Source organism: Hominiventricola aquisgranensis (assembly GCF_040096225.1).
Classification (GTDB): domain Bacteria; phylum Bacillota; class Clostridia; order Lachnospirales; family Lachnospiraceae; genus Hominiventricola; species Hominiventricola aquisgranensis.
Window position 1 is genome coordinate 19,225 of record NZ_JBBMFC010000023.1, and the last position, 23,644, is coordinate 42,868.

At 46.4% G+C, this 23,644-nt stretch carries 27 protein-coding genes and 1 other annotated feature (1 of these 28 cut by a window edge); of the genes, 1 reads left to right on the forward strand and 26 read right to left on the reverse strand.

All coding sequences use genetic code 11. The annotated features are described in order from the left end of the window. Nucleotides 1–191 (reverse strand) — a binding site (T-box leader) (it extends 76 nt beyond the left edge of the window). Nucleotides 192–233: 42 nt separating this feature from the next. The 13 genes from WMO62_RS12125 to WMO62_RS12185 all read right to left on the reverse strand — a co-directional run bounded on the left by WMO62_RS12125 (nucleotide 234) and on the right by WMO62_RS12185 (nucleotide 13,842). After that, the gene (locus WMO62_RS12125) at nucleotides 234–1,316 is read right to left on the reverse strand and encodes an acyltransferase (protein ID WP_349144818.1); all 1,083 of its coding nucleotides are present in this window, start codon (nucleotides 1,314–1,316) and stop codon (nucleotides 234–236) included. Then, nucleotides 1,313–3,430, reverse strand: coding sequence for a hypothetical protein (locus tag WMO62_RS12130; protein ID WP_349144819.1), 2,118 nt, complete (start codon nucleotides 3,428–3,430; stop codon nucleotides 1,313–1,315). Before WMO62_RS12130 ends, WMO62_RS12125 begins: the two co-directional genes overlap by 4 nt. 82 nt (nucleotides 3,431–3,512) lie before the next feature. Then, on the reverse strand, nucleotides 3,513–4,529 hold the full coding sequence (gene ilvC / locus WMO62_RS12135) for a ketol-acid reductoisomerase (RefSeq protein ID WP_117496343.1): 1,017 nt from the start codon (nucleotides 4,527–4,529) through the stop codon (nucleotides 3,513–3,515). A gap of 36 nt (nucleotides 4,530–4,565) precedes the next feature. Continuing rightward, on the reverse strand, nucleotides 4,566–5,105 hold the full coding sequence (ilvN, locus tag WMO62_RS12140; protein ID WP_118509783.1) for an acetolactate synthase small subunit: 540 nt from the start codon (nucleotides 5,103–5,105) through the stop codon (nucleotides 4,566–4,568). 99 nt (nucleotides 5,106–5,204) lie between these two features. Further along, nucleotides 5,205–6,083, reverse strand: a complete 879-nt coding sequence (locus tag WMO62_RS12145) for a homocysteine S-methyltransferase family protein (RefSeq protein ID WP_349144820.1) — start codon at nucleotides 6,081–6,083, stop codon at nucleotides 5,205–5,207. 5 nt (nucleotides 6,084–6,088) lie between these two features. Then, a complete protein-coding gene (locus tag WMO62_RS12150; RefSeq protein WP_117496346.1) occupies nucleotides 6,089–6,484 on the reverse strand; it encodes a hypothetical protein in 396 nt (131 codons plus the stop codon). Between the two features lie 22 nt (nucleotides 6,485–6,506). Then, the gene (locus WMO62_RS12155; protein ID WP_117496347.1) at nucleotides 6,507–7,502 is read right to left on the reverse strand and encodes an SPFH domain-containing protein; all 996 of its coding nucleotides are present in this window, start codon (nucleotides 7,500–7,502) and stop codon (nucleotides 6,507–6,509) included. 4 nt (nucleotides 7,503–7,506) lie between these two features. Beyond that, nucleotides 7,507–8,664, reverse strand: coding sequence for a TFIIB-type zinc ribbon-containing protein (locus WMO62_RS12160; RefSeq protein WP_349144821.1), 1,158 nt, complete (start codon nucleotides 8,662–8,664; stop codon nucleotides 7,507–7,509). A 77-nt stretch (nucleotides 8,665–8,741) separates the two neighbouring features. Further along, a complete protein-coding gene (locus WMO62_RS12165; protein ID WP_118509789.1) occupies nucleotides 8,742–9,422 on the reverse strand; it encodes a PspA/IM30 family protein in 681 nt (226 codons plus the stop codon). A 93-nt stretch (nucleotides 9,423–9,515) separates the two neighbouring features. Then, the gene (locus tag WMO62_RS12170) at nucleotides 9,516–10,529 is read right to left on the reverse strand and encodes an NAD(P)H-dependent glycerol-3-phosphate dehydrogenase (RefSeq protein ID WP_349144822.1); all 1,014 of its coding nucleotides are present in this window, start codon (nucleotides 10,527–10,529) and stop codon (nucleotides 9,516–9,518) included. A 20-nt stretch (nucleotides 10,530–10,549) separates the two neighbouring features. After that, nucleotides 10,550–11,194, reverse strand: coding sequence for a glycerol-3-phosphate 1-O-acyltransferase PlsY (gene plsY / locus WMO62_RS12175; RefSeq protein WP_118440129.1), 645 nt, complete (start codon nucleotides 11,192–11,194; stop codon nucleotides 10,550–10,552). Beyond that, the gene (gene der, locus WMO62_RS12180; RefSeq protein ID WP_118596043.1) at nucleotides 11,194–12,519 is read right to left on the reverse strand and encodes a ribosome biogenesis GTPase Der; all 1,326 of its coding nucleotides are present in this window, start codon (nucleotides 12,517–12,519) and stop codon (nucleotides 11,194–11,196) included. Before der ends, plsY begins: the two co-directional genes overlap by 1 nt. Nucleotides 12,520–12,537: 18 nt before the next feature. After that, the gene (locus WMO62_RS12185; RefSeq protein WP_349144823.1) at nucleotides 12,538–13,842 is read right to left on the reverse strand and encodes a DUF512 domain-containing protein; all 1,305 of its coding nucleotides are present in this window, start codon (nucleotides 13,840–13,842) and stop codon (nucleotides 12,538–12,540) included. A 151-nt stretch (nucleotides 13,843–13,993) separates the two neighbouring features. On the opposite strand from WMO62_RS12185, the gene WMO62_RS12190 reads away from it, so the two are divergent. Beyond that, entirely contained in the window at nucleotides 13,994–15,175 is a 1,182-nt protein-coding gene (locus tag WMO62_RS12190; protein ID WP_349144824.1) for a ribose-phosphate pyrophosphokinase, read from the forward strand. Nucleotides 15,176–15,275: 100 nt separating this feature from the next. On the opposite strand, the gene nagA is transcribed toward WMO62_RS12190, so the two are convergent. From nagA to rpsP, 13 genes are all read right to left on the reverse strand, one after another. Then, nucleotides 15,276–16,391 carry an N-acetylglucosamine-6-phosphate deacetylase gene (nagA, locus tag WMO62_RS12195; protein ID WP_349144825.1) on the reverse strand — a complete coding sequence of 372 codons (1,116 nt, stop codon included), beginning with the start codon at nucleotides 16,389–16,391 and terminating at the stop codon, nucleotides 15,276–15,278. A gap of 14 nt (nucleotides 16,392–16,405) precedes the next feature. Then, nucleotides 16,406–17,137 carry a glucosamine-6-phosphate deaminase gene (nagB, locus tag WMO62_RS12200; protein WP_349144826.1) on the reverse strand — a complete coding sequence of 244 codons (732 nt, stop codon included), beginning with the start codon at nucleotides 17,135–17,137 and terminating at the stop codon, nucleotides 16,406–16,408. A gap of 114 nt (nucleotides 17,138–17,251) precedes the next feature. Next, complete coding sequence (gene pgeF / locus WMO62_RS12205) at nucleotides 17,252–18,103, reverse strand: peptidoglycan editing factor PgeF (RefSeq protein WP_349144827.1); 852 nt, start codon at nucleotides 18,101–18,103, stop codon at nucleotides 17,252–17,254. A 9-nt stretch (nucleotides 18,104–18,112) separates the two neighbouring features. After that, complete coding sequence (locus WMO62_RS12210) at nucleotides 18,113–18,466, reverse strand: YraN family protein (protein ID WP_118439396.1); 354 nt, start codon at nucleotides 18,464–18,466, stop codon at nucleotides 18,113–18,115. A 37-nt stretch (nucleotides 18,467–18,503) separates the two neighbouring features. After that, a complete protein-coding gene (gene rnhB, locus WMO62_RS12215; RefSeq protein ID WP_349144828.1) occupies nucleotides 18,504–19,163 on the reverse strand; it encodes a ribonuclease HII in 660 nt (219 codons plus the stop codon). Continuing rightward, the gene (gene lepB / locus WMO62_RS12220; protein WP_349144829.1) at nucleotides 19,163–19,717 is read right to left on the reverse strand and encodes a signal peptidase I; all 555 of its coding nucleotides are present in this window, start codon (nucleotides 19,715–19,717) and stop codon (nucleotides 19,163–19,165) included. Before lepB (WMO62_RS12220) ends, rnhB begins: the two co-directional genes overlap by 1 nt. Continuing rightward, nucleotides 19,707–20,582, reverse strand: a complete 876-nt coding sequence (gene ylqF, locus WMO62_RS12225; protein WP_118439390.1) for a ribosome biogenesis GTPase YlqF — start codon at nucleotides 20,580–20,582, stop codon at nucleotides 19,707–19,709. Before ylqF ends, lepB (WMO62_RS12220) begins: the two co-directional genes overlap by 11 nt. A 15-nt stretch (nucleotides 20,583–20,597) precedes the next feature. Continuing rightward, nucleotides 20,598–21,191, reverse strand: a complete 594-nt coding sequence (lepB, locus tag WMO62_RS12230; RefSeq protein WP_349144830.1) for a signal peptidase I — start codon at nucleotides 21,189–21,191, stop codon at nucleotides 20,598–20,600. 71 nt (nucleotides 21,192–21,262) lie between these two features. Further along, nucleotides 21,263–21,610 carry a 50S ribosomal protein L19 gene (gene rplS / locus WMO62_RS12235; RefSeq protein WP_349144831.1) on the reverse strand — a complete coding sequence of 116 codons (348 nt, stop codon included), beginning with the start codon at nucleotides 21,608–21,610 and terminating at the stop codon, nucleotides 21,263–21,265. A 125-nt stretch (nucleotides 21,611–21,735) separates the two neighbouring features. Continuing rightward, nucleotides 21,736–22,479, reverse strand: coding sequence for a tRNA (guanosine(37)-N1)-methyltransferase TrmD (gene trmD / locus WMO62_RS12240; RefSeq protein ID WP_117496362.1), 744 nt, complete (start codon nucleotides 22,477–22,479; stop codon nucleotides 21,736–21,738). Then, nucleotides 22,479–22,988, reverse strand: coding sequence for a ribosome maturation factor RimM (rimM, locus tag WMO62_RS12245; protein WP_349144839.1), 510 nt, complete (start codon nucleotides 22,986–22,988; stop codon nucleotides 22,479–22,481). Before rimM ends, trmD begins: the two co-directional genes overlap by 1 nt. Before the next feature lie 102 nt (nucleotides 22,989–23,090). After that, complete coding sequence (locus WMO62_RS12250; protein WP_349144832.1) at nucleotides 23,091–23,321, reverse strand: KH domain-containing protein; 231 nt, start codon at nucleotides 23,319–23,321, stop codon at nucleotides 23,091–23,093. A gap of 35 nt (nucleotides 23,322–23,356) precedes the next feature. Then, the gene (rpsP, locus tag WMO62_RS12255) at nucleotides 23,357–23,602 is read right to left on the reverse strand and encodes a 30S ribosomal protein S16 (RefSeq protein ID WP_117496364.1); all 246 of its coding nucleotides are present in this window, start codon (nucleotides 23,600–23,602) and stop codon (nucleotides 23,357–23,359) included. Between the last annotated feature and the right edge of the window lie 42 nt (nucleotides 23,603–23,644).

The following is a 23,644-nucleotide window of genomic DNA, read 5'->3' on the forward strand; positions in this document are numbered from 1 at the left end:
ATCATCTGATTCTTATATCCTCCCCTTTGTAACGGCAGGGATTCCGTCTGCATCTACTCTCTTCTTATTATATAGAAGATTTGGGACAGCCGCTCCGAGGTGAGTTCCAGACATTCCCTCTGCTGTCTCACACCATCCGACAGCTCTCTGAAATCAGGTTTGCATGTACTATTCCTCATCAACGCATTTTTCTATTTCGTTGCTAATTATGATAGCAAACTGTATTATAAATGTCAAGACGGATCATTCACTCTTTTTGTTATTTTCAGATACAGATTCTGTTCTTTCCTATATAAGAGTGTTTTCTCCCAGATCGGTGCAAACCATTTCACCAGCTGCTGCCGCAGCAGTTCCAGCAACGTACATGTAAGATAGACGATTGCTGCCACTACCACTGCATAGATCATTGCCCAATGAGTCTTCGCCACCTTGCTGACCCGGAACGTGTCCCACACCAGATATCGGATCAGATAGTTGTCATGGATCAGATACACCCCAAACGCTGCACCTGCTACCTTTAAGATCACTCCATCCAGCTTCGACTCTTTCCACGGCAGATTGCGTACACAGACAAACAACGCCAATGTTCCCAGCAATGCCAGCGGAGAATTATAATTAAGGAAATATCCAATATCCTCCTGATGCGTCTTCACTGACAGATAGACACTGGCCAGCACAGTCAGTGAACTTACCACATAACCTGCAAATCCATACCACGCATAGCGTCGGTCTTCTTTTGTATGAAGCTTCACATATCCAGCCAGCAGCGTCAGATAGATAAACCACGGAAGCTCTCTCCCGGAAAAAGTACCATACGTATCCACCCGAAATATCATATGATTAACACTCAGGAACAAGGTCAGTGCCCCTAGCAGATACTGGTACTGTCTCCTGGTCATCCTTGCCGCCACCATACTGACAAATGGCATCAGAACAAGCAGGCCCATGTAGACAGATGCAAACCAGTAGGTCTTTGCAGAAATAGGAAAGATTGCTTTTACCACATCTGTTCTTGTCACACCAATGGTCACTGCGTTCAATAGACAGATCAGAATCGAGTAAAATGCCACCTGTTTCCACAGTTTTCCAAGTCTTGATGCCTGAAATACTTTGTCAATGGCAAAATATCCACCAATCATCACAAACGTATTTACATGCACCACAGAAAATGCCTGCACCAGGTAATCCAGGAAATAATTGACCGTTCCATATCCCAGTTTAGCTGTCACTCTTCCATGAAACAGACAGTGTCCAATCACAATCATATACATGCAGAGGATCCGCAGTAGTTCAAATTTCACTTCCCGCTTTTTCATACACCGGTGCTCCTGTCATAAAGAAGATTATCCGTCATCAGTTTGTATCCTTTATCGCCATCCCGGATCATAATATGCACCTCATACCGGTCATCCAGCGGATAGCTCAAATTTGGTATCATAAAGCGGACACGATCAGTCGGTTCCAGAGAACTGTCATACAAGACAGAATACAGACCATTCGCGTCCTGCTGCTGCCATACCCCCTGGAAGATCCGTCGCTTACCGCTCTCTTTACTCTCTGTCCACAGAAAAACACTCTTTCCTTCCAGTTCCTCCGGTGTCATGTTGACAGACCCTTCAAACACATCATACCGCTCATTTTCTGCTGTATAAGTTGTATCCAGTGCTGCTGTGTGAGTCTCATCATCTTTCACACCGGAAATCTTATAGCTTAATGCATACAGATTGAAGTTGCCGAACTGGTTAAGTTTGGAGTAGGTAATAAACAAGCCGTCATAAATACTGTCCAGATGCAGCATAATATGTTCCAGCATGGAATCCGAGATCAATACTGCCCGGTCACTCTTATACAAAGAAGTCAGCAGACTTCTTTGATCGTAGGCCTCCAGATTACTGACGATCTGCGGAGATTCTGTCTCCCATCCACCCAATGTGAAAATATTGGTCAGATAATTATCTGGTAGTTTTTCAAAAATGGAATATCCAAGCTCCACACCAGTATTGCTGATGGGATCAAACGCATAATATACGTCCTTATCCTGACTGATGGCATCATAGAGATTCCGGAATGCCACACTGGCATCCGACTCCTGCAACGGCTGTTCTGTAAGCGGCAGGATCAACATCCTTACCAGCAGACATGAAGTCAATACTACTGCTCCTGCCCCTGTACCTGCCAGACGCTTTCCAACCAGCTTTTCTCCCCATCTTTCTTCAAGATCAGGAAGAACTGCAGACCACGCACAGATCAAGGTTCCCAACAGACATGCAGTTACTACAATGGGAAGTACCCGGTATATTTTTATAAAGTAAAGATAGATTCCCAGCAATGCAGCGTAAGGCCAGAAAACAGCGATCCAATCCCGTCTTCCAATCATTTTCCAGTCAGGATTCAGACTCACCCAAAACTTTTTCTTTTTTATAAGAAGCAACGGAATCAACCACAGCAATGTCGCCAGAGCTGATAGAATAAACAGCGGCTTCAGACTCAAGATCACCAGATAGTCTTTGAGATATTCCCACTGGAACGGGCGGTCCTGTCGAAATGCCACAATAGCCTTAAAGGTATCTGCTGTATACCGGTCATAGTCGGCGATCAGCCAGCTCTGAAGATTAAGCACATCTGTCTTGGTAAGCCCCAGTTCTTCATATTCTGCCTGATACTCATCCCATCCTGGAACACCATAATCCAGAAGCTGCTGTCTTGCCTTGTCATACTCTTTATAATGAGCTTCTGCGCTTCCCGGTGTGTAGACCAGTACATTTTCCAGAGCAATACTTCCGAACACCAATACAAATGCCGACACGCAGGGCAGACAGTCTCTCACAAAAAATGTCTTCCAGTCTCTGTTCCTCCATGCTTTCACTGCCAGTCCCAGCCAGAATCCGAAAGCTGCAATACTGATCATGCCAAATGCTTGGAACCGGATCCAGCTGCCTAATACTAACAAGGCAATCCCGCCAAATAAATGACGCTTCTTTCTCTCCGAACAGAATACCAGAATGTAACCTGCCGCCGTCACCAGCGCAGCTGTCTTGGTATACTGAAGCTCCACATACATAGGGCTCAAAGACGCCAGCACCAGCAGTACTGCCATAATACCACCGATCCGTTTTGATCTTCGGATCCAGGTACAGCCAATGGCGGACAGGGATACAAAAATAAGCCCGTACATCACCAGCGTATACCAGTTCCACGCCGGATACAATGTATAGAAAAACCGGAGGATCCAGGCAAAAGCGCTGTGCAGATAAATAAAATACCAGGTATAGGACCCATAAGCACCCGATGCGATGGCCGCCAGAGTAAATTCATCGTTGGAACCATAATAGGGATGCAGGAACATTACTGCATACGCTACCATGATCATATGGAAGACCAGGAACAGGATCTGCACCTGTCTTACGGAATAATCTCTCTTTTTCAACATATAACTCCCAGTTTATTTGATTTCATCTTTATATAAAAACTGCCGCAGCAAACATATGTTGCTGCGGCAGCTTACTCAGATCTTAGTTCTCAAGCAGCTTCTGCTCTCCGTTCCAGCTGTACAGCTTGCGGATCTCTTTTCCGACTTTCTCTGACGGATGCTCGCTTGCCAGTTTTCTCATGGCTTTGAAGTGAGCCTGTCCACCTGCCGGAGACATATCCAGAAGGAAGTCTTTTGCAAAAGTACCATCCTGGATGTCTTTCAGAATCTTCTTCATTGCTTTCTTGGTATCCTCAGTAATGATCTTCGGACCAGTGATATAATCACCATACTCAGCAGTATTGGAGATAGAATATCTCATTCCCTCAAAACCAGACTGATAGATCAGATCTACGATCAGTTTCATCTCATGGATACACTCGAAATAAGCATTTCTCGGATCATATCCAGCCTCAACCAGAGTCTCGAAACCTGCCTGCATCAGTGCACATACACCTCCGCAAAGTACTGCCTGCTCACCAAACAGGTCAGTCTCAGTCTCAGTACGGAAGGTTGTCTCCAGAATACCTGCTCTTGCGCCACCGATTGCAAGACCGTAAGCAAGTGCTCTCTCCAGAGCTTTTCCGGTTGCATCCTGATGTACAGCTACCAGACACGGAGTTCCTTTTCCTGCCTGATACTCGCTTCTTACAGTATGACCCGGAGCTTTCGGTGCGATCATGGTAACATCTACGTTCTTCGGCGGAACAATCTGGTTGAAATGGATATTAAATCCATGAGCAAACATCAACATGTTGCCCTCTTCCAGATTCGGCTCGATATCTTTCTTATACATTGATGCCTGAAGCTCATCATTGATCAGAACCATGATGATGTCTGCTTTCTTTGCTGCCTCTGCTGCAGTATATACTTCAAATCCCTGCTCTTCAGCTCTCTTCCAGGATTTGCTGCCCTCATAAAGTCCAATGATCACATGACATCCAGACTCTTTTGCGTTCAGTGCATGAGCATGTCCCTGGCTGCCGTAACCGATGATTGCGATGGTCTGACCATCCAGAAGTGAAAGATTACAATCTTCCTGATAGAAAATTTTTGCCATTTTTTTCTCCTCCGTTTTTGTAAAAATGTGTTTGCTTTATGCTTTTGAAAAATCGTTGTCCATCAGTCTGCCGTCTTCATCATACATCTTTACATCAAAGGTGCCGCGGGACAGGCCGGTAAGACCTGTACGTGCCAGTTCCAGAATCTCCACATCCTTCAGCATACGAAGGAAAGCTTCCAGCTTGCTCTGGCTTCCCACCAGTTCGATTACCAGTGACTCTATGGATACATCTACGATTTTTGCCCTAAAAATATCTGCAATGGATATAATATTCTGCCGGTTGCTCTCATCACAGAGCACTTTCACCAGAATCAGTTCCCGACATACAGAATTGTCAGGCTCCAGCTTCTTAATATCCACTACATCTTCCAGCTTGTTCAGCTGTTTTTCGATCTGATCAAGAATCGTGTTATCTCCTCTGGTCACGATCGTTGCCCTTGAATATCTGGGATCAGCAGTCACACCAACTGTCAGACTGTCAATGTTATAACCACGGCGGCTGAAAAGACCGGCAATGCGGCTCAGTACACCAGAAGTATTATCTACGAGAATTGAAAAAACTACTTTTTCCATATATCCCCCTGCTTTCTATTGTTCATACTTCGATATTGTATCAACATGGTCTGTCTTTGTCAATATTTTATGTCCATTTCGTTCTATCACGGTAGCAGTTTACTCTGCAAAACTTTCCCGGACACGTCGGATATAATCAGGCGTGGTTCCACAGCAGCCACCGATCACAGATGCGCCGCACTCTTTTAAATGCTGCACATTTTTCGCAAATTCTTCTTCGCCCATGCTGTAGACTGCCGCACCTGTCTCTGTAATAACCGGAAGTCCTGCATTTGGCTTGGCAACAATGGGGATGCTGACGGTCTCAGAAAGCTGTCGGATCACGGCATCCAGCTGGTCCGGTCCCACAGAACAGTTCACACCTACTGCATCAGCTCCCATAGCTTCCATCACAGCTGCTGCTTCTGCAATAGTTCCTCCAAAATAGAGAGTTCCATCGCCTTCGCAGGTAAAAGAAATGATCAACGGCAGATTGCAGACTGCTCTGGCTGCATCACAGATCACGGTTGCTTCATCTGCAGACATAAGCGTCTCTGCAACAAGCAGTTCCACCCCGGCATCAGCCAGCAGCTTGATCTGTTCTTTATAATTATCCATCAATCCTTCATAGGTCATGGGTCCATAAGGTTCCATGGCTTTTCCGGTAGTGGAGATATCTCCTGCCACCAGCACCTTGTCTCCTACATTTTCCAGCGTCCGCTTTACCATGGTCTGGTTCAGTTCCACGATCATATCAGCGATTCCCATATTTTCCAGAGAGATACGGTTTGCCGCAAATGTCGGTGCATAGATCACATCAGACCCTGCTTGCGCATATTGTCTTTGCAGTTCACCGATCACTTCCGGATGTTCATATGCCCATTTTTCAGTACTGACACCCGCCGGCATTCCCATGGTGCGCAGAACAGATCCTGTACCGCCATCTAACAGCAGATATCCTTTTTCTGCAATTTTTGTACGAAATTCTTCTCTTGTCATTCTCTTCAGTCATCCTTTTTTCGCTTTTTATCCGGATCATGGCAAAGCACCTTCAGCACCAGTGCTGCGCCTCCAAACATCAGGATCAGCATGATCAGATAATTATACAGACTGGTATAACGGAATCGGAATTCCGTTGCCGCGATCACAGAAGCAACTATGATCACCAGTCCTGCACCCATCAGCAGTTTTGCTCCAAATGAATCGGTATTCACACAGAACCAGATCACACCAGCTATAAACGGAACCACTACCAGTCCCCCGTTCATATAGAAGCCTCCAAGACGCAGTGTATAAAATCCAGTCGATACACTGACACTGTTCAAGAACCAGTAACCTCCTGCTGCCAGCATAGCCAGTCCGATCAGGAATTCTGCCAGTGGATTTCCTTTTTTCTTCATACTTTCAGGTTCCTCTCTTATCCTACATCAGTTTTTTGCCGCAGTTCGGGCAGAATTTCATGCCTTCTGTCTTGGTTCCACACTCCGGACAGAATTTCCAGCCGCCTGCAGATGCATTCTCAGAAGCAGGAGCTGACGCCTGAGATGCCTGTGCCTGCTGTCCGTTTCCGAACATGGTCTGGCTCATCTGGCCTGCCATCTGCTGTCCCATCATCATACCCATTGCCATGCCTGCCATATCAGAAGCTGCACGTCCGCCTCCATTTCCATTTGCCATGGCATCTATCATCGCCATCTGCTGGTAGCGGCCCATATCACCAACCACACTTTGAGATGCCGCCTTGGTCACCATCTTCTGGATCTCTTCCGGATAAGTAAAGCTTGCAATATTAAAGGTGGTGATGCTGATGCCGATCTTCATCATCTCCATATCCAGGTCTTCCTGAATGCCTTTTCCAATATCAAAGGAATTTGCCTGAAGATTGAACATGTCCTTGCCTTCCTTCACGATCCACTTCATCAGAAGCTGATCCAGCATGGAAATGACACGTTCCTGCACATCATCTACAGTAAACTGACGTTTGATACCCGCCACTTTATCGATCAATGCCGCATGGTCACTGATCTTGCAGCAGAAAGTACCAAATGCCCGGACCGGCATACCTGCAGGAAGTCCCTGTGCCGGAATATTGATAGGATTCTTGGTTCCCCATTTCACGGTCACTTCTTTGGTATTGATAAATAATACTTCCGCACGGATTCCACTGTTAAATCCAAATTTAAATCCTTTCAGCGTGGACAGGAATGGAATGATCTCAGATTCAATATCAAAGCTTCCTTCATCCGTGAAAATTCCTTCTACTTTTCCATTATATAAGAAAATTGCATCCTGTCCCGGACGGATGATCAGACGGCTTCCTTTCTTGATCTCCTGGTTGCTCCATTTCCAGAACAGAATATCATCCCGATACTCTTCCCACTCTACTACATTTGCAAACTGATTGCCAAATAAACCCATGGTGTTATACCTCCTGTATTCCGTCAATATCCACGGTCAATGGTTCATATTCTATGTATTCTTCCTGTGCCGTCTCTGCCACCGGTACTCCTTTCGCTCCACACGCAAATGCATCTGTTGCCATGAAGAACAGACCGATCAGAATCAGAATTCCTGCGATCATCAGCAGGATCTTTGCCACACTCTTCGGATATTCGCCCTGTACCCGGCCAGTCTCTCCATTGATCAGTACATGATACTGCTTGTTTTTATACTGATATGCGGTGGAGTATACCGGAAGCAGTACATATTTATAGGTTTCATCCCTGTAGTTATCATTCAGTCTCAGGCCTCTGACCTGATCATATCTTCTGAGCACATCCTGTTCTGCCAGTCTGCGAAGCTCCGTTTTCATCTCTTCTTTTGCTTCCCGATGTGCATCGGACAGATTCACCGTGTAGATCTCTGCACTGTATCCAGACAGATAATTGGGGGAATATGCCGGTATATCCTTTGTATGAAAGGGTTCGATCTGCCGGAGCAGATAAGTGTCCAGCTTGTTGGAAGCCCGCACCAGCACATCGTCAAAGAAATTTGACACATTTCCACTGGTCGGATACCAGGTCACCTCGGTTCTGGTATGCCGTTCTCCCTTGGAATCACGGTACTCAACGATCCGGTTTCTTCCACCTTCTGCATGATAGACCGCATCCGCCTTCGCATCAAAAGTCCAGTACGGGATGTAGATTCCCTGCAGTTTATCCTGCTGATAAAGGTGTTTTAGTTCATTGGGAGCAAAAAATCTGCCCTTGATCCATTTATGAAAAACTTCTCCCACTTTTTTCTTATCGATCTGGAACGGAACCACCCCGTCCGGCACGATTACATCTGTCTGCTTTTCTGCCAGCACAAATGCAGTTCCACAGTACGGACAGTCTTTGGCAGTACTGTTAGGTTCCACTTCCACCATTGCTCCGCAGGATGGACATTGCATCGTTGTAGATTTTTTATCCTGTACACGCACCATCTGTCTGGCTTCTGCCGTCAACTTGTGTTCTCTGACTGCTGACCGGTTGGCATCGATCTTCTGCTCTTCTCCACAGTGCGGACATTTCAATGACTGGGTCGCTGCATCAAATTCCATGATTCCGCCACAATTTTTACAGTAAAATATCTCACTCAAAACAGTTCCTCCTAGGTATCCTGTATATACAAAATGCCGCAAAGAATATGAGATCCTTTGCGGCACTTATTTCTATATTACTTACCAAGTTTCGCTTTTAATGCTGCAAGCTCATCATCTACACCCGTGTTGGAAGAATCCTCATCATATTTTGCCGCCAGATCAGCCACATCATCTTTGGTTGTGTTCAGTTCAGACATAGCATTTGCCTCGTCCAGCATACGGTTTGCTTTTTCTTCCATGCGGTCAAATGCAGAAAGATTGTTGGAAACACCTGCAACAGAAGAACCGACTTTATTCAGTCTCTCCTGAGTCTTTGCCACTGCAACCTTCGCACGAATTGCATCTCTTCTTGACTGCAGTTCTCCCATATCGGATACCAGCTTGTCATGCATCTCTTTCATCTTCACTGCATTGCCATGAGCCAGGTCATAGGCCTGCTGCAGAGCTGCCTGTTTGGATACAAGCTGCTGTTTTTTCTCAAGAAACTGACGGGCATCATTATCGTTGCCTGCTACAATTGCTTTTTCTGCATAGCGCTGCATCTTTTCAATATCAGCATTACACTCATCCAGTTCCCGCTTGCATTTTGTCTCTTCTGCCATCACAGAAGCTGTCTCTGCTTTTACTTTTCCAAGATCGCTCTCCAGATTGCGAAGATACTGATCGATCATCTTCTCCGGATCCTCTGCCTTATCAAGAAGTGCATTCAGGTTTGCTGACATAATATCACTAAATCTCTTAATAATTCCCGCCATCTGCTGGTCCTCCTTCTTGGGTACATCTCTGCACCACTTGTAACCATTATAATATATTCGACAAATATTGTCACGAAAATTATATTTTTTTCATTACTTTTTCCATGGAAGTTCCGGATGTTCGATCTTCTTGTCCCGAAGCATCAGATCTGCCATGGCTTCTCTTGCAGTTTTATTCTCAAAGAGCACTTTATTGACTTCATTCACAATCGGCATATCAATGCCATATTTTACAGCCAAGATCCTGGCTGCCCTGGCAGAATAGACACCTTCCACCACCATCTGCACTTCATCCATGGCTTCCTGCATAGTTCTTCCCTGACCAATGAGATAGCCTGCTTTCCGGTTCCGGCTGTGGCGGGATGAGCAGGTCACGATCAGATCACCAATACCGGTGAGACCGTTAAAAGTCTCAATGTGGCCACCCATAGCCACACCCAGCCGACTCATCTCTGCGATTCCTCTGGTGATCAATGCTGCCTTCGTATTGTCTCCGCAGCCAAGACCATCTGCCACGCCTGCTGCCAGCGCAATGACATTTTTCAGTGCTCCCCCCAGCTCAATACCCAGCATGTCCGGACTGGTATACACACGGAAAGATTCACTCATGAACAGATTCTGGATATATTCTGCGGTCTCTCTGTCTGCTGCACCTGCCACTACCGTAGTCGGAATATCTCTTCCCACTTCCTCCGCATGACTGGGTCCTGACAGTACGGCTGCATTTACCTGCGGAAGTACCTGGCTGATAATATCTGTCTGGATCATCAATGTGGACTCTTCGATTCCTTTCGCCACGCTGACAATGATCTGTCCATCTGTCACAAAAGGCTTCATCTGCTCGGCTGTACTTCTGGTATATACCGATGGAACCGCCAGCACACACAGGTCTTTTCCAACGATTGCCTGCTCCAGACTGGATGTATACTGAATCTCTTCCGGCAAGATCACTCCCGGAAGCTTTGAACGGTTCTCATGCTGTTCCCGCAGTTCCCGGACTCCTTCTTCCCGATGGGACCACACGGTCACATCATGACCATTTTTGCAAAGACGTCTTGCAAGAGCCAATCCCCAGCTGCCGGCTCCGATCACACTGACATTTGCCATCTTCCGTTCCTCCCAATAGCTTATTTTTCTGCTTTTTTCTCAAAAATCCTGCTCTCTGTACCACTCATAAGACGTCTGATATTGGCTCTGTGACGATAGATCGCCATCAAAGACAAGGCGGCGCAGACTGCATAAAATTCATACAGATGCGGCTGGCTCATGCCATAATATCCCATCTGTCCTAATACGGCCAGATCGATCACCAGCTCGATCACCACTATAATAGAGCCAAGCGATACGAATCTTGTGATCCCTACTACCAACAGAAATGTGGCTGCTTCCAGTAAAGTTACGATTGGACCTAAGGTCACCACCATACCGGCTGTACATGCGATTCCTTTTCCACCGCGAAAACCAAGCTGAACCGGAAAATTATGACCCAGGATCGTGCCTGCGGCTGCATACATCCCCAGCAGCGGCAGCATATCCGGATATTTACTTCCGAAGATCAGGCGTACTGCGAGTACAGCCAGGACAGTCTTGGCCACATCTCCAAGAAATACGATCAGTCCGGCCTTTTTACCAAGCACACGCAAGGTATTGGTCGCTCCTGCATTGCCGCTTCCGCACTGACGGATATCAATTCCATGCATCTTTCCATAAATATAAGCCGTCTGAAAGATTCCAAATACATACCCGATGGCAAGACAAACCAAGCGTTCCATTATTCCTTTTCCTTCCTCTCTCTGACAATGAATTTCAGCGAAGTTCCCTTGAATCCGAAGGATTCGCGGATCTTATTCTCCAGATATCTTACGTAGGAGAAATGCATCAGTTCCTTATCATTTACAAAAATAACAAATGTAGGTGGCTTTACAGACACCTGTGTCACATAGTAGATCTTCAGTCTCTTACCTTTATCTGAAGGCGGCTGCTGCATGGCTACCGCTTCCGTTACGATCTCGTTAAGGACACCCGTCTGCACACGCAGGGTCTGATTCTCGATGACCATATCAATTGTCTCGAACAGTCTGGACAGACGCTGTCCGGTCTGCGCAGAAATAAACAGGATCTCTGCATATGGCATGAAGGACAGGATCTCTCTTACTTTTCTGGTGAACTCATAGATCGTCTTATCGTTCTTCTCGATGGCATCCCACTTGTTGACAGCTACGATGATACCTTTTCCTCTGTCATGGGCGATTCCCGCAATCTTGGCATCCTGCTCCGTCACACCTTCGGTTGCATCGATCACAACAACGACCACATCTGCACGTTCTACAGCCGTTACTGTACGGATAATACTGTAACGCTCCAGTTCCTCTTTGATCTTATTCTTCCGGCGCAGTCCTGCCGTATCAATAAATACATATTCTTTTCCATTCCATTTGATGTCTGTATCAATAGCATCTCTGGTGGTGCCAGCAATATTGGATACGATCACACGGTTCTCACCCACCAGCTTATTGATAATAGAAGACTTTCCTACATTCGGTTTTCCAACGATAGCAATCTTCGGACGGTCATCCTCTTCTGCCTTGCTGTCTGTCTCAGGAAAATGCTTTACCACTTCATCCAGCATGTCGCCAATGCCCAGACGGGAAGATGCAGACACCGGAACCGGATCACCGATTCCCAGATTATAGAACTCATACACATCTGCCATGAATTTCTGAAAACTGTCTACTTTGTTAACTACCAGGATCACCGGCTTGTGGGAACGGCGCAGCATATCTGCCACCTTGGAATCTGCATCCTGCAGACCCTGACGCACATCCACCAGGAAAATGATCACATCTGCGGTGTCGATAGCGATCTGTGCCTGCTCTCTCATCTGAGCCAGAATAATATCATTGCTGTCCGGCTCAATACCGCCTGTATCGATCAATGTAAAATCATGATTGAGCCAGGTGACATCTGCATAGATTCTGTCCCTGGTCACACCTGGCGTATCTTTTACAATGGAGATATTCTCTCCCGCCAGGGAATTAAACAGTGTGGATTTGCCCACATTCGGACGTCCCACAATTGCTACTACTGGTCTGCTCATATTTTAAACCTCTTTCTCTTAATCCTCGATTAAACTGCTGACAAAATCAGCACCGCTTGATTCTACTATGGAAACTTTGATTTGTAAAGCATTTTGCACATCATCCACGGTTACATCATCCAGGAAGACCGGTTCCCCACTCTTCAGCATATGATTGGTGAGCAGCAGCCGATCTCCCAGATCTTTTCCCTTCAACTGACTGATCAGATCCGTTCCGGTGATCAGTCCTGCCACCGTAATCTTTCCGCCAAAGAACTCATTTTTTATTGCAAAAACCTGAATATCTACATTGGGATATTTCTTCCGCACTGACTCCACATGCTTCCGCAGAAACGGTGCCGCCAGTTCTCCTGTGGCAATAGTGCGATGGATCTTCCTGTCATCTCCAGTCATACCAGCGAGGGTCTGTGCCACTTCTTCGTCCAGAAGTCTCACCATTCCCACTCCGTTTTCCAGCTGCAAATATCCATCGTAGGTCTTCTCCTCCGGAATCGGCCGCTCTGCCAGAATATACCACTCATCACCTGCATGGATAAAATGATTGCCCCACTCCTTGTAAAGCTTTTCCTGCCAGCCATGGATCAGATCCAGCACTTCACAGGCATCTTCTTTTGTAAATGGTTCCAGTGGGTACAGACCGTCACGATAGCGGGTCAGTCCAACCGGCACCACGGATACACTCTCAAGCTGCGGCATGTAGGCGGTCAGTTCCCGGATGGAGCGTTCCAGTTCCGCTCCGTCATTGACTCCACGGCACAGAACGATCTGACCATTCATGATAATACCTGCGTCCTTGAGTCTCTTCACCTTGTCAAAAATCTCTCCTGCAAACCGATTGTGCAGCATCTTGCAGCGCAGCTCCGGATTCATAGTCTGGAATGAAATGTTGATCGGTGACAATTTGTACTGAATGATCCTGTCAATATCATGTTCACTCATATTGGTCAGTGTCAGATAATTTCCCTGTAAGAACGAAAGCCTGGAATCATCGTCCTTAAAATACAGAGTCGAACGCATCCCCTTAGGAAGCTGGTCGATAAAGCAGAAAATGCATTTGTTACGGCAGCTTCTGTAATCATCCATCAGTCCATTTTCAAATTCGATTCCAAGATCATCTTCATATTCTTTTTCAATTTCCAGTTCCCACTCTTCTCCATTTGCCTTACGGATCAGAACCAGAATCTCTTCTTCATTCATCAGATACCGGTAGTCAAAGACATCCTCCGGTGATTTTCCATTTACCTCCAGGAGTCTGTCTCCCGGCTCTATTCCCATCTCCTGCGCAATACTTCCCGGCGCAACAGAGCTTATAATATGTTCCATATCTAACCTTCCTGTCTTATTTCATTCCTTACTATACTAAATTTACCACAAAAATGCAACGATACCCGTCAATTTCCATAGATACCGGTTGACGGGCACTGACGCAAAATGTTATAAATAAAGAAGCAAGTATACACAGGAGGCTATACCCGTGAATTTTTCATATGAAAGCATTTTACCGATTGCTCCATTAAAAATTGCTGCTTTGGCGGGCTGTCGGGAACTGGCTGAAACAATGGACAAATATCTGGTAGAATTTCGTCAGAAAAGTAACCAGGAGTTTCAGGATCAACCTAATTTCCATGGATATCATGAAGATACCTACTTGATCAAAACTGCCTGCCCCCGGTTCGGTACCGGAGAAGCCAAAGGCATTATCTATGAATCTATCCGCGGTGCGGATCTGTTTATTCTGGCAGATGTGACCAACCATAGTCTCACCTATTCGATCGCAGGTCAGGAAAATCACATGTCACCGGACGACCACTATCAGGATCTGAAACGCATCATCTCCGCTGCCAACGGAAAGGCACGCCGGATCAATGTGATCATGCCATTCCTGTACGAAAGCCGTCAGCACAAAAGAAGTCAGCGAGAATCTCTGGACTGTGCATTTGCCCTTCAGGAGCTGATCGATATGGGTGTTTCTAACATCATCACCTTCGATGCTCATGATCCGCGCGTTTGTAATGCCATCCCGCTCTACGGATTTGACAGCTTTAATCCGCCTTATCAGTTTATCAAAGGCCTGTTCCGTTCAGTGCCGGATCTGAAGATTGACAAAGATCATCTGATGGTCATCAGCCCTGATGAAGGAGCTATGAGTCGTGCCGTATATTTTGCCGGTGTACTGGGTGTGGAAATGGGTATGTTCTACAAGCGCCGGGATTATTCTGTTGTAGTTGGCGGCAAGAACCCGATCGTTGCTCACGAATTTCTTGGAGATGATCTGCACGGAAAAGATGCTATCATCATTGATGATATGATCTCCTCCGGCGAAAGCATGTTGGATGTGGCACGTCAGATCAAGGAACGCGGCGCCAAACGTGTCTTCGTATGTGTAACCTTCGGTCTGTTCACCGATGGCTTGAAGAAATTTGATGAGTATTATGAAAAAGGCTATATTGATAAAGTGGTGACCACCAATCTGAATTACCGGACACCGGAGCTTCTGTCCAGACCCTATTATGTGGAAGCAACCATGACCAAGTTCCTGGCTGCCATCATCGACTGTATCAACCACGATGTATCCACCGAGCACGTCAATGATCCGACAGAGCGCATCCATACGCTGTTGGAAAAATACGAAAATCTTGAAAATAAAGAAAAATAAAGAGGTGTGCCAACAGCACACCTCAAGCAAAAACCTCTGTAGCTGACATCTGCCAGTCACAGAGGTTTTTTGTATATACAAAACATTTACAGCCAGTTCTTTACAGCATCTTTCCCTTCAGGATCACCTGCTTTGTACTCAGATCCTTCTCTTTCAGAAGAACCATATTTGCAGTCTTGCCCGGAGTGATGCTTCCGTACTGATCATAGATTCCTACGGATTTTGCGGAGTTCACTGCTGCACATTTAACAGCACTTTCCAGTGGAATATTCATCTTCTGTACAACTACTCTTACACAATCCATCAGATTGGTTGCAGACCCTGCAATGGTTCCGTCTTCCAGAGTTGCCAGATGTCCTTTTTTAATGACTTTCTGTCCACCCAGTGCATAATCGCCGTCCGGCATACCAGTAGCTTCCATCGAATCACTGATCATGATGATCCGGTCATCACCGAACATCTTGAAAGTCTGACGAACAGTTGCCGGATGAATATGGACACCATCACAGATCATCTCTGCTTCCACATGCTTATCATCTGCTGCTGCACCTACCACACCTGGTTTTCTGTGAGACAAACCTGCCATAGCATTGTACAGATGGGTCACATGATGAACTCCATGCTCAAATGCTTTTTTTGCCTGCTCATAATCAGCCATGGTATGAGCTACAGACAGAACGACCTCATCTTTCAGCTCTTCGATGCACTCTTTCGCACCTTCCACCTCAGGAGCAATTGCCAGAAGTTTTACAATACCACCGGAAGCTTTATTCAGTTCCCGGAACATCTCTGCATCCGGTTTGTGAACAAAATCACCATTCTGAGCACCTTTACGCTCCATGGCAATAAACGGTCCCTCCATGTTGATTCCACAGAGGATCGCACCTTTTTCACTCTTGTAAGAACCTGCTGCTTCGCAGATCTTTTTCAGTGTATCTCTTCCAAGTGTCATCGTTGCCGGAACGATAGTGGTCACACCCTGAGATGCCTCATAGACAGCCATCGCTTCAATGGACTCATGAGTTCCATCACAGAAATCATGTCCCAAACAACCATGGAAATGAATGTCGGTCAGACCTGGAATCAGATAACATCCCTTTGCATCCAGCACCTGATCATCCCCGCTTTTTTCAGCGATCAGTTCTCCATCTGTATAGACATCTTTTTCTTCAAATATCCCTGCTTCTGTGTATACTTTTGCATTTATGATCTTCATAAACGGCCTCCTGTTTACAGGTCACATTTGGACAGTGCAGCTTCGTCAGCTACGATCGTTACATCCGGATGCATCTGCAGAATGGATGCCGGAACCTGCGGAGTTACCGGTCCGAAAAATGCATTTTTTACAGTCTCAGCCTTATCTTCACCGCTGACAACTACCAGGATCTTCTTTGCCATCATAATGGTCTTGATACCCATGGTATATGCCTGTTTCGGAACATCGTCGATAGATGCAAAGAATCTCTTATTCGCCTCGATGGTACGCTCAGTCAGATCTACGCAGTGAGTCTCAGTCTCAAAAGCCTCGCCCGGCTCATTAAATCCAATATGTCCGTTATGTCCCAGTCCCAGAAGCTGCAGGTCTACACCGCCAGTAGAACGGATCACTTCTTCATATCGTTTGCACTCTGCATCTGCATCCGGATTCATACCGTTGGGCAGATGGGTTCTCTCTGGATTGACATTGACATAATCAAACAGATTATGATTCATAAAATAGAAATAGCTCTGATCATTCTCTCTCGGAAGACCTCTGTACTCGTCCAGATTCACAGTCGTCACATCACCAAAGTCCAGATCTCCTTTTTCATACCATTCGATCAGCTGCTTATAGGTTCCAATCGGAGTAGAACCAGTAGCCAGTCCAAGTACACAATCCGGTTTCATGATCACCTGTGCAGAAATGATGTTTGCTGCCTTACGGCTCATGTCATTGTAATCTTTTGCTTTGATAATTTTCATGATGTTTTCCTTTCCATCTTATAAGATTCTATCATTTACTGAATTTTATTGTAAGATCAAAAAAATCTTTTGTCTAGGCAGAATCTTACTGTTCCTATGGACAATTTTAACTTCTTAAGACAACAGCTGCAGAAATGCTCCAAGATTCCCTCTTTTTCCTTTGCTGGCCCGATGGGAAAATAATACCTGAAGATTACAACAGGTACAAATATCCGTCACCGCAATTCTGTCTTTTGGTACACCCGACTCCAGCAGTACCAGCTCATTGGCCCTCCACAGATTCAGCTGATACTTTCCGTTTTCCTTTCTGTATAAGAGCCTGTTATCTGCCCGTCCTTCAAAAACACTTATGAACTCCTGTGCCACATCCTCGCTGACCTCATAACAATCCTGGCAGATCGATGGTCCGATCGCAGTCCACACATCAGAAGGCCTTGTGCCAAACGCTTCTTTCATCCGCTGCAGAGTCACTTCGCCCATGCGGTTCACCGTTCCTCTCCAGCCGGAATGAGACAATCCGATGGCACGATGCACCGGATCCACAAAATAGAGAGGCACGCAGTCTGCATAGAAAGTCGCCAACACAAGACCAGGTACATTGGTGATAAGCCCATCCACATCCTTATAATCCCGGGGTCTTGTGAAGCCTTTGCCCCGGTCTTCTTCGGTCACAAGGCGCACATTGGTAGTGTGAGTCTGCAGAGACAATACCAGATCCTTGGGATCAAATCCCACAGCCGCTCCGAACCGCCGGAAATTCTCCTTTACATTTTCCGGATCATCTCCTCTGGTGGAGCTTAAGTTCATGGTTGCCAGATCTCCTGTACTGCAGCCTCCCAGACGGGTAGAAAATGCATGGCGCACCAGCCCTGTATTCTCCAGACTGGGGAATACCAGATATGGTACGCCATATTTTTCCTGCAGTTTTAAGGTCTCCGCACTTGTTTTTCGTTTCAAAAGCATCATGCGCCTCTCCTATTCTGCATATTCAAATGCATTTTTTATGTGATAGATCTCTGATCCCAGAATACTGACTACGTCAAACCGACAGGGCATATCCTCCGGAATCCGCTTCTGTCTCAGATACCAGCTGGCTGTCTGACAGATCTTCTTCTGCTTATACCAGTTCACTGCCTCTGATGGGTCTCCTGCTTTTTCATCTGACCGGTACTTTACCTCGACAAAGACCAGATACCGCCCATCCCTGGCAATCAGATCGATCTCTCCGATTCGGCAACGGTAATTTTTTTCCAGAATCTCAAATCCTTTTCCTGTCAGCCACCGGGCCGCCAGTTCTTCATATTCGGTTCCTGTTTTTCGTTTATTCATCCGATTATCTTTCATTCCTCGACTGTGCAGTCACTTTCTAGCCACAGATATTGCGGATAAAGGTTCTCCGATGTAGCGGACAGGGACCATACTCCCGAAGTGCTGCCATATGGGCTGCCGATCCGTATCCCTTATTGGAAGCAAATCCATATTGAGGATATGCTTCATCCAATGCGATCATCATATGATCTCTGGTCACTTTTGCCACCACACTGGCTGCTGCAATGGACTGACTCTTGGCATCTCCTTTGATAATCGGGATCTGTCTCTGAGACAATCCCGGTATGGTCACAGCATCATTGAGCAGGATCTCCGGCTGAGGATCCAGTTTCCCGACTGCCTCCCGCATCGCTTCATAGGTCGCCTGCAGAATATTGATCTCATCGATCCGCTCCTGGCTCACAACTCCCAGTCCTACTGCCACTGCTTTTTCCATGATCTCCTCATAGAGAAGCTCCCTGCGGCGCTCGGTCAGCTTCTTGGAATCATTCAGATACAGGATCTGACAATCCTCTGGAAGGATCACTGCTCCTGCCACCACCGGACCTGCCAGCGGACCTCTGCCCACTTCATCTATTCCACATACGACTCCCAGTGGACGATACTCTCTCTCATAAACCAGCATCCCCTCCAGGCGTTCCAGTTCTGCCTGAAGCTTCTGCTGTCGTTTTAATTCCTGTTCTTCTTTTTTCGTCATTATTGATGCCTCAATACTCCAAACTTGGACAACGGCCAGATTCTGACCCATGCTCTGCCAACCAGTTCACTCTTGTGCAGCACACCGACGCTGGGATCACGGCTGTCCATACTATCATTTCGATTATCTCCCATCACAAAGTACTCATCCTCTCCCAATGTGATTGGCGTCTCAGCGATTCCTCCGCTCTTGAGCACTTCCCGTCCATAGGATTCGTCAAGCACTTGCCCGTTAATATAGATCTTGCCGTCAGTCACCTGAATAGTCTCACCTGGAAGTCCTATGATTCGTTTGATAAAATATGTATTTTCCTCATATTTATATGGAAATACAATAATATCAAACCTTTTGGGATCTGAGAACCGATAGGTCAGCTTATCTACGATCAGATTATCTCCATCGCTCAAAGTATTTTCCATGGAACTTCCACTCACATAAGTCCTCTGACCCACAAAATGAATGATCAAAAATGTAATTCCAACTACAATTGCAACATACAGAAAAAAGCTTAACACTTCCCGTACGATTCCGGTCTTGCCTTCCTTACTCCCCATGCTGCACCTCTTTTTCCGGCTCCGGGAATTCCAGTGTGATCCGTCCCAGACGACCACTCCGAAAATCATCCAGCAGAAGTCCTGCTGCTCTGGCAGTATCTGCCTCACCGCCTTTTGCCAGACATCCACGTTCCTTTGCCACCAGTGCCAGGATTTCTTCCTTGCGGCGTCCCTCTTCCGGGACAATATGATATCTCTCTTCCATGGCCTTCGGGAAATTTTTTTCCAGAAATTCTCCCAATTCACATGCCAGCTCTTCCAGATTCAGGATCTCATCATTGACAGATCCCAGCATGGCAAGACGCAGTCCCACCTGCTGATCATCGAATTTGGGCCACAAAATTCCCGGTGTATCCAGAAGCTCCACCTGCTTGTTGAGGCGGATCCACTGAGCACCTTTGGTCACCCCCGGACGGTTACCAGTCTTGGCACAGGCACGACCAGCAAAGCTATTGATAAATGTGGATTTTCCCACATTCGGAATACCAACTACCATAGCACGGACCGGGCGGTTGATGATTCCCCGCCGTCTGTCACGCTCCGTCTTTTCTTTACAGGCTTCCTGGATCACAGCCTGTACTTCCTTCATGCCGCCTCTGGCTCTGGAATCCAGCTTCACCACGAAGAACCCCTGTGCTTTAAAAGCTGCTGCCCAGGCATCGTTCCAACGCTCGCTGGCAAGATCCGACTTGTTGAGCAGAATCAATCTTGCTTTTCCTTTTGCCAGATCATCAATGTCCGGATTACGGCTGGACATAGGTGCTCTGGCATCCACCAGTTCGATAACCAGATCGATCAGTTTTATATTTTCCTGCATCATCCGGCGTGCTTTTGTCATATGTCCCGGATACCACTGAATATTCATCTATACGCTCCTTATCTATTTGACAGATGTCACAAACCCAAAATTATCCCATGGATAAGCGACAAACCATGCTTTCCCATATATATCACTTTTCTTCACATTTCCAATATCTGCGCTTCGACTGTCCTCACTCACATTACGGTTGTCCCCAAGCACAAAATATTCATCAGAGCCTACCTTCAGCTCTTCTTCCGCCAGACCGGCATAATCCATCTGCTCATTGCCGATCCCCGTCTCATACAAATCTCCATTCACATAGACAAATCCATCCTTCACCTGAATCTTGTCTCCAGGCACACCGATTACCCGGCGCATGTAGTAATGGGCATTCTTGTTGCCATTTGGCTTGAATACGATCACATCGCCCCGTTTTGGTGTGGTCATGGCATAACTGAACCGATTGACCAGCACACTATTACCACTGTTGATGGACGGCTCCATGGCCTGGCCTACACAGGTCAGTCTGGACATAAAATAAAAAACAAGAACGCATCCAATGGCAAATGCCAGAATACATTCTCCCGCCCAGAACAATCCTGCCTGTATGGCAGATGTCTCGATCCGTTTTCTTCTTCTGGTAAAACTCAGTCCCTTTCTGCGTCCTAACACAAGTCTCCTCCTCACTTATCAGTGAAAAAAAGGGACATTATACTTTCGTACATGTCCCTCTCCATTCAGAATTATTTTACAAGCTCTTTTACCTTTGCAGCTTTTCCTACGCGGTCTCTTAAGTAGTTCAGCTTTGCACGTCTTACTTTACCATGACGAACTACCTCGATCTTATCTACGTTCGGGGAGTGCAGCGGCCAGGTCTTCTCAACGCCGATTCCGTTGGAATTCTTTCTAACGGTGAAGGTCTCACGGTTGCTTCCACCCTGTTTCTTCAGAACAGTTCCTTCGAATACCTGAATTCTTTCACGGTTTCCCTCTTTGATCTTAGCGTATACCTTAACAGTATCTCCTACGCAAAACTCCGGTGTCTCTGCTTTTAACTGAGCAGCTTCAATGTTTTTAATAATCTCGTTCATTGTGTTCCTCCTTATATGCTTCGATGTTCTTAATGCCACTATGGCAGCAGAGGACCATCTCCTTTTCTCACAACGTGTTTCATTCTATCATAAGTTGCCTGGGTTTGCAACAATAAAATTGAAAATTATTCGAATTTGTCATGCTCTTCCAGCATCCGCAGGAATTTCAGATCTGTCTTGCTCAGATTGGCATCCTCCAGAAGATCCGGCCGCCGCTGTCTGGTCCGAAGCAGAGACTGTTCTCTTCTCCATTTTTCCACATTGGCATGATGTCCGGACATAAGGATCGGAGGCACCGCCTTGCCCCTCCATACTTCCGGACGGCTGTACTGCGGATATTCCAGCAGATTATCATGGAAAGAATCAAATTCTGCAGAATCTTCATTGTGAAGCACACCTCCCACCAGACGGGATACTGCATCCATAATGACAAGTGCCGGAAGCTCACCGCCTGTGAGCACATAATCTCCAATAGACACTTCTTCATCCACGATCTCTTCCAACACGCGCTCATCAATTCCTTCATAATGACCGCACAGGAAGAGCAGATCCTCTTCTTCTGCCAGTTCCTGCGCCATAGTCTGGTCAAAGACCCGGCCCTGAGGACTCATATAGAGTACCTTCGGCTTACGCCCAAGCTTCTCTACTACAGACTCCCATGCCAGATACACCGGCTCCGCCTGCATGACCATACCGGCTCCGCCGCCGTATGGATAATCATCCACCCGGTTATGCTTATTCACTGAAAAATCCCTGATATTCACAGTCTCCAGGCTCAACAGCCCTTTCTCCACCGCACGTCCGGTAATACTTGTCTCAAATCCGTCCCGGATCATCTCCGGAAACAGTGTCAGTACATGAAAATTCATCAATCCAGCAGTCCTTCCATCACATGTACGGTCATCCGTTTTTCGTCCACATTTACATCCAGAATACAGTCTCTGATCGCCGGAAGCAGGATCTCCTTTCCTTCCGGTGTCTTCACTGCATAGACATCATTGGCACCAGTCTCAATCACATCGGTCAGCGTTCCAAGAACCTTGCCTTCATCTGTCACCACTTCCATGTCGATAAGGTCCGCAATAAAATTTTCGTTTTCTTCAAGCTCCACTGCATGTTCTCTGTCCACCAGCAGATCTTTTTTCAGATATTTCTCGATATCGTTTATATTATCATATCCTTTGAACTTCAAGATCACCTGGTTCTTGAAGAATTTCACTCCTTCGATCTCAAGAATCTTGTGTTCCCTTCCTGTATCCAGAATTACTTCATCAAGATCCAGAAAACGTTCCGGATCATCGGTCGTTGGATATACTTTTACTTCTCCGCGGATTCCATGGGTACTGGAAATCACACCTACTCTTAAAAACTGTTCCATGTTTTCCATCCTTCTATTGACAACAACAGCCCGAAGCTCCGGGTGGCATTCCTTACGGTTCTCCATCCGGGTGCTCCGGGCTGCACCCTTTTGTGTATCGTCTTACTGTACGATCTCAACAATCACTTTTTTGTCATCCCTTGACGCTGCAGCTTTTACAACCGAGCGGATGGCTTTTGCAATACGGCCCTGTTTGCCGATTACCTTCCCCATGTCTGTGGGTGACACACGAAGTTCAACAACCGTTGCATTATCTTTTTCAGTCTCTGTAACGGTCACTTCCTCCGGATGATCCACAAGTGCTTTTGCGATCACTTCCACTAATTTCTTCATCCTTCCACCTCCAAGGGGCTTTACCGAGAAAGCTCTTATTTGGTAATTCCTGCCAGTTTGAACAGTTTACCAACCATCTCAGTCGGCTGAGCGCCGTTAGCAAGCCACTTTTTAGCTGCTTCTTCGTTGATGTTGAAAGTACTCGGATCAGTGCTCGGATCATAAGTTCCGATCTCATCGATGAATCTTCCGTCACGCGGAGATCTGGAATCTGCTACGATTACTCTGTAAAAAGGAGCCTTTTTCTGTCCCATTCTTCTTAATCTGATTTTTACTGCCATTGTTGTTTCCTCCATTAAAATAAATGTTTTTTCTTGTTTTCT

Coding starts and splice junctions, on each gene's coding strand:
- WMO62_RS12125 (WP_349144818.1), bottom strand. CDS start 1,316: ATGAAAAAGCGGGAAGTGAAATTTGAACTACTGCGGATCCTCTGCATG.
- WMO62_RS12130 (WP_349144819.1), bottom strand. CDS start 3,430: ATGTTGAAAAAGAGAGATTATTCCGTAAGACAGGTGCAGATCCTGTTC.
- ilvC (WP_117496343.1), bottom strand. CDS start 4,529: ATGGCAAAAATTTTCTATCAGGAAGATTGTAATCTTTCACTTCTGGAT.
- ilvN (WP_118509783.1), bottom strand. CDS start 5,105: ATGGAAAAAGTAGTTTTTTCAATTCTCGTAGATAATACTTCTGGTGTA.
- WMO62_RS12145 (WP_349144820.1), bottom strand. CDS start 6,083: ATGACAAGAGAAGAATTTCGTACAAAAATTGCAGAAAAAGGATATCTG.
- WMO62_RS12150 (WP_117496346.1), bottom strand. CDS start 6,484: ATGAAGAAAAAAGGAAATCCACTGGCAGAATTCCTGATCGGACTGGCT.
- WMO62_RS12155 (WP_117496347.1), bottom strand. CDS start 7,502: ATGGGTTTATTTGGCAATCAGTTTGCAAATGTAGTAGAGTGGGAAGAG.
- WMO62_RS12165 (WP_118509789.1), bottom strand. CDS start 9,422: ATGGCGGGAATTATTAAGAGATTTAGTGATATTATGTCAGCAAACCTG.
- WMO62_RS12170 (WP_349144822.1), bottom strand. CDS start 10,529: ATGGCAAATGTCAGTGTGATCGGAGCCGGCAGCTGGGGATTGGCTCTT.
- plsY (WP_118440129.1), bottom strand. CDS start 11,194: ATGGAACGCTTGGTTTGTCTTGCCATCGGGTATGTATTTGGAATCTTT.
- der (WP_118596043.1), bottom strand. CDS start 12,519: ATGAGCAGACCAGTAGTAGCAATTGTGGGACGTCCGAATGTGGGCAAA.
- WMO62_RS12185 (WP_349144823.1), bottom strand. CDS start 13,842: ATGGAACATATTATAAGCTCTGTTGCGCCGGGAAGTATTGCGCAGGAG.
- nagA (WP_349144825.1), bottom strand. CDS start 16,391: ATGAAGATCATAAATGCAAAAGTATACACAGAAGCAGGGATATTTGAA.
- nagB (WP_349144826.1), bottom strand. CDS start 17,137: ATGAAAATTATCAAAGCAAAAGATTACAATGACATGAGCCGTAAGGCA.
- pgeF (WP_349144827.1), bottom strand. CDS start 18,103: ATGATGCTTTTGAAACGAAAAACAAGTGCGGAGACCTTAAAACTGCAG.
- WMO62_RS12210 (WP_118439396.1), bottom strand. CDS start 18,466: ATGAATAAACGAAAAACAGGAACCGAATATGAAGAACTGGCGGCCCGG.
- rnhB (WP_349144828.1), bottom strand. CDS start 19,163: ATGACGAAAAAAGAAGAACAGGAATTAAAACGACAGCAGAAGCTTCAG.
- lepB (WP_349144829.1), bottom strand. CDS start 19,717: ATGGGGAGTAAGGAAGGCAAGACCGGAATCGTACGGGAAGTGTTAAGC.
- ylqF (WP_118439390.1), bottom strand. CDS start 20,582: ATGAATATTCAGTGGTATCCGGGACATATGACAAAAGCACGCCGGATG.
- rplS (WP_349144831.1), bottom strand. CDS start 21,610: ATGAACGAGATTATTAAAAACATTGAAGCTGCTCAGTTAAAAGCAGAG.
- trmD (WP_117496362.1), bottom strand. CDS start 22,479: ATGAATTTTCATGTACTGACACTGTTTCCGGAGATGATCCGGGACGGA.
- rimM (WP_349144839.1), bottom strand. CDS start 22,988: ATGGAACAGTTTTTAAGAGTAGGTGTGATTTCCAGTACCCATGGAATC.
- WMO62_RS12250 (WP_349144832.1), bottom strand. CDS start 23,321: ATGAAGAAATTAGTGGAAGTGATCGCAAAAGCACTTGTGGATCATCCG.
- rpsP (WP_117496364.1), bottom strand. CDS start 23,602: ATGGCAGTAAAAATCAGATTAAGAAGAATGGGACAGAAAAAGGCTCCT.